This is a genomic window from Belliella kenyensis, from assembly GCF_022549675.1.
Classification (GTDB): Bacteria; Bacteroidota; Bacteroidia; order Cytophagales; family Cyclobacteriaceae; genus Belliella; species Belliella kenyensis.
Genome location: NZ_JAKZGR010000012.1, coordinates 12,469 through 24,135 on the forward strand (window position 1 = coordinate 12,469; position 11,667 = coordinate 24,135).

The following is an 11,667-nucleotide window of genomic DNA, read 5'->3' on the forward strand; positions in this document are numbered from 1 at the left end:
ACTTTTTTAAAAACCTTATGAAGTGGTAAAATTAGTACTTTTAAATACGGAATTTGGTTGTAGCCTACTTATCCATTGAGATCAATTCATTGAATAAATCGGAAGCTGTCTGCCATTATCAAAGCTAAGCTAAATCGAGATCATCTAGATTTTAGGTGAAGTTCTATAAATACAAAATCACCTAACCCATAAATCACCGTTTACACTGATATTTTTCAATCTGAATATAAAAATGTGATCATGATACGCATTTAAAGACCTCCTATCGGTTTCCAAAGAAGATTTAAAAAAATTAACACCTACAATTTTTTTTATTACTAACTCTTCCTCAATTTTCCCGTTCTGATTCTATTATCAATTTAATCATTAAAATAACTAACCACCGTCATCATCAACAGTAGATTCTAGTCCTAAGAGCATGATATATTTTAAGTCAATATGAGTATTGGTTTAGATTAAAACTAAAAGCTGCACTAAGCCAAATCAGTATTTGATTCATTGAAGATTTTGTTACTTAACTATGGATATACGGAACTTTGCCAATAACCTTACAAAATTCCGATTTATCTAACTTCCGATATAAATTGATATTGGATACTTATGGATATTGACCATTAACAACCTGTTGAGCCAATGAATTGACGTTACTGGCAAAAAAGCGTATAATCAGATACTTAAATTAGAATAACAGCATGTATCCAATTAATCCCAGTGATATGATAGATTTTTACAAAAAAGCCTCCCTTCTCATTTATCTTTTATCTTTGATTTTTTGCAACTTCTCCTTAGCTCAAGGCATTCGAGGTAAAGTCACAGATGACTCAGGCGAGCCACTGGGCTATGCTTCGATTTTCATAAGAAATCTCGGAGATGGAATCCCTACCAATCAGCAAGGAGAGTTTGAATACAAGCTTAGACCTGGATTCTATGACGTAGTCGTCCAATATATGGGCTATACCTCTAAAGTCCAGACTATCGAGGTCAAAGAAGAATGGGTGAAACTAGATTTTATTTTAGAACAACAAACCTATGCCTTGCAAGAAGTCACGATCAACAGTAAAGCCGAAGACCCTGCACTAACTATCATGCGCAAAGCGATTTCAAAAGCCAAATTCCATAGACTCCAAGTCGACGAATACACCATGACGGTCTATCTAAAGGGGACAGGGCAGCTTACTAATGCCCCATTTTTTATGAAGAAAGAATTGGAAAAAGAAGGACTGAAATTAAACGAGGCCTATACTACAGAGTCAGTGTCAGAGATTACCTTCCGACAACCAAATACGGTCGAGGAAAAGGTAATCAGCATCAGAACAAATGGAGACAACAACCAGACATCACCAGCACCATACATTGTCACTAGTTTTTATCAAGAGAAAATAAATGAAGCAATCTCTCCTCTAGCACCATCAGCCTTTGCATATTACAAGTTCCGATTTGAGGGATCATTTATAGAAAATGGCTATACCATAAACAAAATAAGAGTAACCCCTAGGTCAAGAGGTGAAAGAGTTTTTGAAGGTCACATTTTTATCATCGAAGATCATTGGGCTATTCATAGCCTTGACCTAAAGACATCGCTTTTAGGCTTTGATATAGGAGTCAGACAGCTTTATAGTGAGGTCGCTACTCATGTATGGATGCCCACTACTCATACCTATACCTTCGGGGGGAAGTTCTTTGGTTTTGCTGGAGAATACAAATACCTAGCATCAGCAAGAGATCACAAAGTGATAATCAATCAAGACCTAATTGTAGACACCAAGATTCTTGATGAAAAAGTCCAAGAAATCCCTAAATCAATCAGAAGTTTAGATAAAAATGTATCTGCTTTGGAACAAATGGCTCAAAATGACCAACTAAGCAGAAAAGATTTCCGAAAACTTATCAATGAATATGAAAAAGAAGCCCTCAAAGAAAGAGAAGATGTAGCAGTGATTTCTAATAGATCTTATAAAATCGATTCCTTGGCAAAAAAAAGAGATTTGAGCTATTGGGATAGCATACGACCACTGAAACTGACGGAAGCAGAGATAAAAGGCTATCAGAGAGATGACAGCCTAGCTGTAGTAGAGGCAGCAAAAGTCAGCGAAAATGATAGCTTAGCAAAAAAATCAATGCGCAAATTCAACCCCCTTGATATACTCACTGGTGGTGGCTATAACTTTGGCAAAGGTAGATCCGCAGGCTTCAAGAGCAATCCGTCAAGTATCTCTTTCAATACCGTGGAAGGTTACAGGGCTGTTCTGAGTGGTTATTACAAAGTTCAAAAATCAGAGAAAATGGCAGATTCTGTCACCAACCATACAAGGTCATGGAGCATTGAACCTGAGCTAAGATATGGGTTTTCTAGTAAGCAATTTTACAGCATGATAGACATCAAAAGATCTGTAAATAAAGGTAGGCCAGGCCACACACTTGGTTTGAAAGGTGGCTCATACATTTTTCAATACAATGCAGACAACCCCATCAATGAACTTGTAAATTCACTCTATTCATTTTTTCTGAGACAGAATTACATGAAGCTATTTGAACAAGATTTTGCCACTTTATACTTTGCTCACAGGATTTCTGACGCATTTACTTACAGATCAAGTATCACTTATGCAGATAGAAGGAGTCTAAGTAACAATACAGACTTTAGCCTATACAATAGAGACTCGCGTAACTATACTGACAACATCCCTGAGAATATTGAGACCATGCCAGATAACTTTGAAAACAACAAATCTCTCATTTGGAAAAGTAGCATTAGCTGGAGGCCTGGTGTCAAGTACCAAATACGCAATGGAAGAAAAATTCCGCTTTTGGACAGCGCTCCATTAGTCAACTTCTCCTACACCAAAGGAATCAAGCACCAAAGAAGCATTGATCATGCTGATTTTGATTTACTGGAAGGAGGTATCGAGCATTTCTTTAATTTTGGTGTGAGCGGAAAGCTTGACTTCAACTTAAAAGCAGGAACCTTCATCAATAACAACAAGGTGTATTTCCAAGATTTTGTTCACTTTGGAGGGAACCGAACAATCTTTGCCAATATGGGCGTTGCATCAAACTACAGATTTCTTGATTACTATCAGTACAGCACATCTAGTGAGTATGTCAGTGGAATCGTTCATTATCAGTTTAGGAAATTTCTATTAACCCAACTACCCATGCTGAGGTTTACAGGTTTGAGAGAAAATTTATTTTTTAATTATCTCAAAACTGCAAATTCACCCCACTATTGGGAGGTAGGTTATTCATTGGATAACCTCTTCAGGGTATTCCGAATTGAGATGGGAGCTGGATTTGAAAACAATAATTTTAATAGAGGTGGCGTGAGATTGGGTATCGCTAGTTTTATCACAATCAATTAATTGAACCAGTTCTTCAAATTACTCAACTAAAATCAAAAAACCTGACAACTAACTCCAAATAACAACATAAAGAAAAATAATCCCTGCATGAGTATTAGCATATTTGCTTCCTAAAGTTTTGATTTGGGTATTACATTTTACAAGCAATCTCAGAGTCCAAAAGGGCTGATATTTTGAATATTCATCCTAAGATAGTACCTTAGTAGCTGTAAGGTTTAATAATTGGAAAGATTGGATCACTTATGGTGATCACATCTTTAATCTGGGCTTCTTAGAAGCCTTTTTTATTTTCAAAACTTAAAAAAATCCTCTTTCTTCATTTCTGCCATTTGCTCTTTTACACCATTGAGTACTATTCGGAAGGTAGTTCCTTTACCTACTTCGGAGTTTTTTACAAATATCTTACCTTGATGATATCCTTCGATGATTCGTTTTGCTAATGTCAGACCTAGTCCCCACCCCCTCTTTCTAGTCGAAAAACCAGGATTGAAAACTTTTTTGTACAAACCCTTCTCCATTCCTTTACCAGTATCAGCGATATCTATGATAACAAATTGCTCACTTTCTTTTATAATCTCAATTGAAATCTGGCCTTGACCTCTCATAGCATCTACGGCATTTTTACAAATGTTCTCGATTACCCATTCTAGCAGAGGCCTATTTATCATCGCTTCTATGTCTCTAGCGTATCCATTTACATGAATTTCAACTTTACTAGATATCCTCGGTCTCAAATAGGCAATCGCCTCATCTACTACACTAAAAACATTCTCTGACTGAATTACAGGCTTGCTTCCAATGGAACTAAATCGCTCCGTCACCATCCTTAGCTTGACTACGTCTTTGTCCATTTCTTGAATCACCTCCTTATTCTCATCCCAGACTGGAGAATTCTTCAAATAATCAATCCATGCCATGAGAGATGCTATAGGCGTCCCTAGCTGATGGGCTGTTTCTTTAGTCAGACCTGCCCATACTTGATTTTGCTCAGCAATTTTTGACTGATTGAATACAGCATAAGCCAAAACTCCAAACACAATTATCACCGCAAGCTGCACATATGGATAATATCGTAGCGAAGTGAGCAATTCGGAATTTCTATAGAAAATAAATGAACCATTCTCCATTTGAATTGGCTCGTATTGATCTCTCATTTTGATCAGCTCATTTCTGAGCATTTCTACCCGCTCTTCGTCCGTTGACTTTTTACCAAAATTAATATTCTTGTATTCTCCAGGATTGCCAAATTCATCCATTATGATTAATGGGATAGAGTTATTTTGCTGGATAATCTCCTGATTGATAAATGTCAAATTATCGGTATAGATAGCTGCATACTCTAAAGCTCTTGCTAATAGCTCTATTTGTCTTTTTTCACGATCTTTAAGCTCCTCGACCAGATCATTGGTGTAATATATAGAACCAAAACTAATCACAACAGAACAAATAAATATTAGCCATTTGATCCGATTTTTGTTTTGATAAAAATCAAGCGTGGCAATCTCCTGAAGGGTATACTTCATATTGTAACAATTCTTGGATGTAAGCGTAGTACTAATAGACAACTCAATTTTGTCATAGATATTATCAATCGGACAAAATTTACTATAAGCACTAAGTGGCTTTAAATTTGATATATAATTATTGTTTAAAACCAAAAATATAATAAAATGAGCACAAACGATATCGGATTAGAAATAAAAGACAGCAAAGTTTTAGCTAAAAAATTAAATGAGCTTTTAGCAAACTACGAGATATACTACCAAAATTTGAGAAATTTCCATTGGAACGTGTCTGGTCCAAACTTCTTTGAGCTTCACGCAAAGTTCGAAGAACTTTATAATGCAGCAAACCTTGGTATCGATGAAGTCGCTGAAAGGATACTTACATTAGGTATTAGGCCTCTATCGTCATTTGATGAATATATCCACAATGCAGAAATCAAAGAAGCGAAAGAAGTCGGAGATGCAAAAAAAATGGTAGAAATAGTCAGAGATAATTTAAATACACTTTTGAAACTTGAAAGGGAAGTATTAGACATTGCATCTGAACAAAATGACGAGGGTACCGTTTCACTCATGAGTGAGTACATTACTGGAAAAGAAAAAGTTGTGTGGATGCTCTCCGCATATTTGAAATAAAGCCAATTATTATTTTAATTTTAATCACCACAAACCAAAAGACCAACTCTTCGAGTTGGTCTTTTGGTTTGTGGTGATCTAGGTAGACTACATCCTATCTCAAGAGCTGCTACGTATCCATTTCCACAAGGTCTTATAGCCTACTTTTGAGCCATGCATAAGTATCCCAATACGGTATATCTTCCCTGCAAGCCAAGTAGTAGATAAAAATCCCACTATCAACGACCCCATGGATAATAGAAGCTCATGAATGGGAACTCCAAAACTTATTCTCCCCATCATCGCTATAGGGGAAGTCAAAGGAATAACAGAAAGCCAAAATGACACGATGCTATCTGGATCATCTAATACAAAAATAAATAGTCCCATATAAGCAATAAGTAGCGGAATAGTCACAGGGAACATAAACTGTTGGGCATCACTTGGCGTATCTACAGCAGCCCCAATAGCAGCGAAAAACGCACCATAAAGCAAAAATCCTCCCAAAAAATAAAATACAAAAGTAAGAACAAGCTGTATAAAATTCACTCCTTGTAAAGCTAGAGCAACCTGAGAAAACCCTCCCAAATTAGGCATGGCAACTACATCAGGACTCATCAACACCATGGCTGTTTGCTGAGGCATCTGCATGCCAAAATAACCCATTACCACAGCAGAAAGGGCTGAGATCAAAAAGATCCATATGAGGAATTGTGTCAATCCAACAGCACCTATCCCGATGATCTTCCCTAACATCAATTGAAAAGGTCTAAGTGAAGACACCAATATCTCGATTATCCTACTTGATTTTTCTTCTATGACACCTTGCATGACTTGATTCCCGTACACAAAAATAAAAATGTATATCAGAATCCCTGTCAGAAAACCTAAGCCATAATTCAACGTAGCGTCAGTAGCAGCCTCTTGACCCATACCCTGCACAGTTAGCGTCTGAATACTGACTGAAGTCTTAATAGAAGCTAGGATAGAAGGGTCTATGCCTTGCTGCATCAGTTTGTAATCCTCAATTCTCTTCTTAATACTAGCTTCCAAACTTGTAATCAGTGTCATACTTGGGTTAGTCCCACCATAATATTGTATACCAGAAGGATTCCCAAGGTCCATTTTAGGGATGTAAAGGAAACCATATCTTTCCCCTAGCTGCACTTTTTCCTTGCCCTCCTCTTTTGAAATTTTAGAAATCGAAAAAACATAGGCATCATTATTCTGCACATAGAAAAAGTCATTTTCATCAACCACTTCTATGATCTTGACTTGACTACCAGACTTATCCTCCAATGCCATCCACAAAAACACCCCCATGATAGTCGGAAAGATCAGCGGTGTCAGCAAGGTTGCCAGTAAAAAAGATTTCTTTTTTACCTTTGCCAAATACTCTCGCTGTATTACCAAGAAGACTTTACCCATGATCGCTTGCTTTGACTTGTTTGATAAATATCTCTTCCATAGATGGTCTTAAAAAGCCAAACGATCTGACCTCTCCAAATCTCATCACCTGACTCAAGATGTCATTGGAATGGTAGTCACTTTGAGAAATCCTAAGGGTAAGCAGATCAGATTTCTCGACGACTTGCCAGCTTATTGGAAAATCAAATGAGGAAGCTTGCAATTTTACTTCAAAAATTTTATCATCAAACCTTTCTTTCACTTCCTCTATAGCTCCGTGTAGCAACAGTTTCGACTTGTTGATCAAGGCTACATGATCGCAGAGTTGCTCAACAGAATCCATTCTATGGGTAGATAGCATAATGGTAACCCCACGCTCTTTAAGTTCTAAAATCTCATCTCTAATCAGCGCAGCATTCACTGGATCAAAACCTGAAAATGGCTCATCGAGAATCAGTAATTTTGGCTCATGAATGACCGTAGCTATAAATTGTATTTTTTGAGCCATACCTTTTGAAAGCTCTTCTATTTTCTTGTCCCTCCATGCTCCTACAGATAGCTTTTCTAGCCAAAAATCCACCTTCAGCTGTGCATCTTTGTAGGGAACTCCCTTGATGCGGGCAAAATAAATGAGCTGGTCCTGAACTGTCATTTTCTTATATAGCCCTCGTTCCTCTGGCAAGTATCCGATATTGAAAATATGAGATCTGTGCAAGCGTTCGTTCTGAAACTTAACTTCCCCCCTATCTTGTTTTAATATCTGATTGATAATTCGAATAAGTGTTGTTTTCCCGGCACCATTGGGCCCAAGAATGCCTAAAATCATCCCTCGAGGAACTTCCAAATTGATATCTTCTAGTGCTATATGCTCGCCAAAATACTTGTATAGCTGATGTATGGAGAGGATGCTCAATGTGATAGGTCTTTCTTTTCTTAAAAATCTATTATTTGACTACCAAAGAACCAACAGATATGTCTATAACCAAATCAACTAAATCTGGAGCATCCTTTTTGTATGCTTTGCTCACATATGTCTTATCCCCTATGTCCTTTAGATAACTTGGCAAAGTAAGCCTACACATGGGGGTTGATTTGATTTTCAATCTATAAGGCTGATTTTGATCTGGCAAGGTAAGGTTTACTTTGCCAGCACCCACAATCGCTGAAACTTTGAGATCATGGATAACCCCTTCGGAAAAAGAAAGATTTAAGGTGCCATAGTTGATTTCGAACAGCATCAACTCCGCATTCGCATAATTGATATTGTAAGCATCGAGATTGCCCATGTTCAGAGAAACAAACATGGTATCCATAGTAACCGAATTAGCTACTTTTTTAGAGTAATCGAGTTTTATATCGGCACTTGCAGATTTGATCTTACAGTTTGAAATGGGAATATGGGAAAAATCTAGGTTTGCCTTACCGATTCCAAAATACAGATCTAAATCATACAAGTAACTGGAGCTCAAACCAACATCCCATTGATGATCAAAATCTTCACTATCACTAGAAAAAAGTTTGTAGGATAAGCTTTTCCCAAAGGTCTCTGACTCGACATTTCGGTGATGCAAATGTGCAGTGAGAATATCATCCTTGATTTCATGTGAGAAAGAAGGAAGCACATTTACTTTTGATAGCTTTGATTTGATTTGGACCGGCTTATCGCTTTGCACTCTTTTCACATGCGTGATACCCTTGTACACATTATAATCCAAATGTACTATACTATAGCCACTACGTGCATCAATACTGAAATCCTTGCTTATCTGTGCAAAAAGAGAGTTTTCTCCATTGGTAAGAAAGCAAAATAATAAACACAATCCTCTCAACATACGGATAAATTACGGCAGAAGCATGAAAAGGTTTTTCAAACAAACAAAAAAGCTGGAAATATTTCCAGCTTTTTAAAATTATTTTTGGCATACATTGTTCGATATATATCAAACACTTGGTAAAGCACGATTATTTGACTCAAAATTCTTAAATCTAGGTATTAGAAAAACTCTTTCATCTTATCGAAAAAGCTTTTCTCAGAATTCCCTGGATCAGGCTTGAAGTTTTCGGCATCTCTCAAGCCCTCCAAAATTTGCTTTTCCTCCTTGCTAAGTTGCTTCGGTGTCCAAACATTTACATGAATCAATTGATCTCCTTTTCCATAGCCATTTAGATCTTTGATTCCCTTGCCTTTCAGACGGAGCATTTTTCCGCTTTGTGTTCCCGGATCGATCTTTATTTTTACTTTTCCATCGATGGTAGGCACCTCTACTTGAGCACCCAGTACTGCATCAATGAAACTCACATATAGATCATATACTACATTGTTACCATCTCTTTGAAGAATATCGTCTGCAATCTCTTCGATCACAATCAGCAAATCTCCAGGCACACCACCAGCAGTCTCATTTCCTTTGCCTGACATACTTAGCTGCATCCCATCTGCTACACCGCCAGGGATATTGATTGGGATTACCTCTTCTTTGATGACTAGACCTCTTGCATCAGCTTCGGCTGGCTTTTTATCTACGATTTGACCGTTCCCTCCACAAGCAGGACAAGTGCTCGCAGACACCATTTGACCCAGCATTGTATTGACTACTTTTTTGATCTGTCCTGTTCCCTGACAAGTAGAACAAGTGGTGAAAGTCACACCTTCAGCTAGAACTTGACGCTTTACTTTGATCTTCTTCTCTACGCCGTTGGCCACTTCTTTCAAATTGAGCTTCAGCTTCACTCTGAGGTTAGTTCCTTTTTTGGTTCTTCTACCTCTAGCTCCTCCACCAAAGAATGACTCAAATCCACCTCCGCCACCGAAGATATCTCCAAACTGGGAAAATATATCATCCATATTCATACCGCCACCGCCGTATCCTCCTCCACCGCCAAGACCTTGGTGACCAAATTGATCATAACGCTGACGTTTCTCCGCATTACTCAATACTTCGTACGCCTCAGCTGCCTCTTTGAATTTATCCTCTGCCTCTGGATTATCTGGATTTTTGTCTGGGTGATATTGTATGGCTAACTTTCTGTAAGCCTTTTTGATCTCTTCTTGGGTAGCGTTTTTAGCTACACCAAGGATTTCATAATAGTCTCTTTTTGCCATAATACTTATGCTCCTATGACCACCTTGGCGTATCTTACGACCTTTTCACCAAGTGTGTATCCCTTTTCTACTACATCTATTACCTTGCCTTTCATCTCCTCATTTGGAGCAGGTATCTGTGTGATTGCCTCCTGAGTCTCAGCGTCAAATGGCTCACCGATCAACCCTTCCATAGGTTTCAATCCCTTAGACTCAAGCACCTTCTGAAATTTATTGAACACAAGCTGATTGCCTTCTCGAACTTTGCTCGCATCTTCTTCAGTTTCATTTGCTTTGAAGGCCCTCTCAAAATCATCCACAACTGGAATAATTGCCGACATCATCTCTTCGGAAGCAGTTTTGATCAAGTCAAGCTTTTCTTTGGCCGTTCTTCTTCTGAAATTTTCGAATTCAGAATATAGGCGAAGATATTTATCTTTCAATTCTTGAACCTCAGCTGAAAGCTTCTCTACTTCGGTGGTATCCTTTTGATCTTCCTTCGTACTATTTGTCTCTTGCTGTCCCTCTTCACTATTTTTAAGTTCTTCTGTTTCAGAAGCAATATTTTCCTTATCCATGATTTGATTTAATTTTTTTTCTGATGATTCCATGACAAAGATTCATTTGCAAGCTCTCAGGATCAATTTGCTTGCCACACACATAAAGCTGACAATCTGACACGAATTAGTCATTGATTGCCATCCAAAGCATGTCTTTAAGCTTGTCTAGATTGAACTGACTGACAGATGATATAAATATAGAAGGAATCCCAGTCGGCACATCTTTCTTCATTTCTTCAATAAGTTGCTCATCAAGCATGTCCGCTTTCGTGATAGCCAGTAGCCTCTTTTTATCAAGAAGTTCAGGATTATATTTCCCCAATTCCCCCAAGAGAATTTGATATTGTTCTTGGATACTATCTGCATCGGCAGGGATCATAAAAAGCAAAATAGAATTCCTTTCAATATGCCTTAAAAATCTAATCCCTAAACCTCTCCCTTCTGCAGCACCTTCTATGATCCCAGGGATATCAGCCATGACAAATGATTTATCATCTCTATAGGGAATTACCCCAAGGTTTGGCACCAATGTAGTAAAAGGGTAATCTCCTATTTCAGGCTTTGCAGCTGATATACTTGCGAGAAGTGTTGACTTTCCTGCATTGGGAAAACCGACTAACCCAACATCAGCAAGGAGCTTCAATTCTAAAACTATCCACTCATCAATTCCCTCTTCTCCAGGCTGTGCATAATGGGGAGCTTGATTAGTGGCTGTCTTGAAATGATCATTGCCAAGACCTCCTCGACCACCTCTTGTGAGAATGACTTCCTGACCATCTTCAGTGATTTCAAACCTCACTTCCATAGTCTCCGCATCCTTTGCTACTGTACCAAGAGGAACATCTAAGATTATATCATCGCCATCTTTTCCTTTTCTCCTGCCGCCTTCGCCGTTTCCACCTGCATCCGCTATGACATGCTTTTTATATTTTAGATGTAACAATGTCCAATGCTGCGCATTTCCTCTCAAGATAATATGCCCCCCACGTCCTCCATCGCCTCCATCTGGACCTCCTTTTGGCACATGCTTTTCTCTTCGGAAATGTACTGATCCAGAACCACCTGCTCCTGACCTAGAACAAAACTTAACATAATCAATGAAATTAGAATCTGCCACTATATCGTATTTTTTTAATAAA

At 38.1% G+C, this 11,667-nt stretch carries 9 protein-coding genes; 2 read left to right on the forward strand and 7 right to left on the reverse strand.

From position 1 onward, the window contains the following. Positions 1-716: 716 nt before the first annotated feature. Positions 717-3,359, forward strand: coding sequence for a DUF5686 and carboxypeptidase regulatory-like domain-containing protein (locus MM214_RS13070; protein WP_241296079.1), 2,643 nt, complete (start codon positions 717-719; stop codon positions 3,357-3,359). Positions 3,360-3,649: 290 nt separating this feature from the next. Here MM214_RS13070 and MM214_RS13075 read toward each other — a convergent pair whose 3' ends face one another. Beyond that, positions 3,650-4,882 carry a sensor histidine kinase gene (locus tag MM214_RS13075; protein ID WP_241296080.1) on the reverse strand — a complete coding sequence of 411 codons (1,233 nt, stop codon included), beginning with the start codon at positions 4,880-4,882 and terminating at the stop codon, positions 3,650-3,652. A gap of 147 nt (positions 4,883-5,029) precedes the next feature. On the opposite strand from MM214_RS13075, the gene MM214_RS13080 reads away from it, so the two are divergent. Next, entirely contained in the window at positions 5,030-5,500 is a 471-nt protein-coding gene (locus MM214_RS13080) for a Dps family protein (RefSeq protein ID WP_241296081.1), read from the forward strand. 99 nt (positions 5,501-5,599) lie between these two features. Here the strand turns inward: MM214_RS13080 and MM214_RS13085 are convergent, their stop codons facing one another. The 6 genes from MM214_RS13085 to obgE all read right to left on the reverse strand — a co-directional run bounded on the left by MM214_RS13085 (position 5,600) and on the right by obgE (position 11,645). After that, a complete protein-coding gene (locus MM214_RS13085; RefSeq protein ID WP_241296082.1) occupies positions 5,600-6,907 on the reverse strand; it encodes an ABC transporter permease in 1,308 nt (435 codons plus the stop codon). Further along, positions 6,900-7,799 (reverse strand): ABC transporter ATP-binding protein, encoded by a 900-nt coding sequence (locus tag MM214_RS13090; protein WP_241296083.1) that lies wholly within the window; start codon positions 7,797-7,799, stop codon positions 6,900-6,902. Before MM214_RS13090 ends, MM214_RS13085 begins: the two co-directional genes overlap by 8 nt. A gap of 31 nt (positions 7,800-7,830) precedes the next feature. Further along, positions 7,831-8,718: a hypothetical protein gene (locus MM214_RS13095; protein WP_241296084.1), complete on the reverse strand. Its 888-nt coding sequence runs from the start codon at positions 8,716-8,718 to the stop codon at positions 7,831-7,833. A gap of 161 nt (positions 8,719-8,879) precedes the next feature. Beyond that, positions 8,880-9,989 carry a molecular chaperone DnaJ gene (gene dnaJ, locus MM214_RS13100; protein ID WP_241296085.1) on the reverse strand — a complete coding sequence of 370 codons (1,110 nt, stop codon included), beginning with the start codon at positions 9,987-9,989 and terminating at the stop codon, positions 8,880-8,882. Positions 9,990-9,994: 5 nt separating this feature from the next. Further along, positions 9,995-10,546 (reverse strand): nucleotide exchange factor GrpE, encoded by a 552-nt coding sequence (locus tag MM214_RS13105; RefSeq protein ID WP_241296086.1) that lies wholly within the window; start codon positions 10,544-10,546, stop codon positions 9,995-9,997. 106 nt (positions 10,547-10,652) lie between these two features. Then, positions 10,653-11,645, reverse strand: a complete 993-nt coding sequence (gene obgE / locus MM214_RS13110; RefSeq protein WP_241296087.1) for a GTPase ObgE — start codon at positions 11,643-11,645, stop codon at positions 10,653-10,655. Between the last annotated feature and the right edge of the window lie 22 nt (positions 11,646-11,667).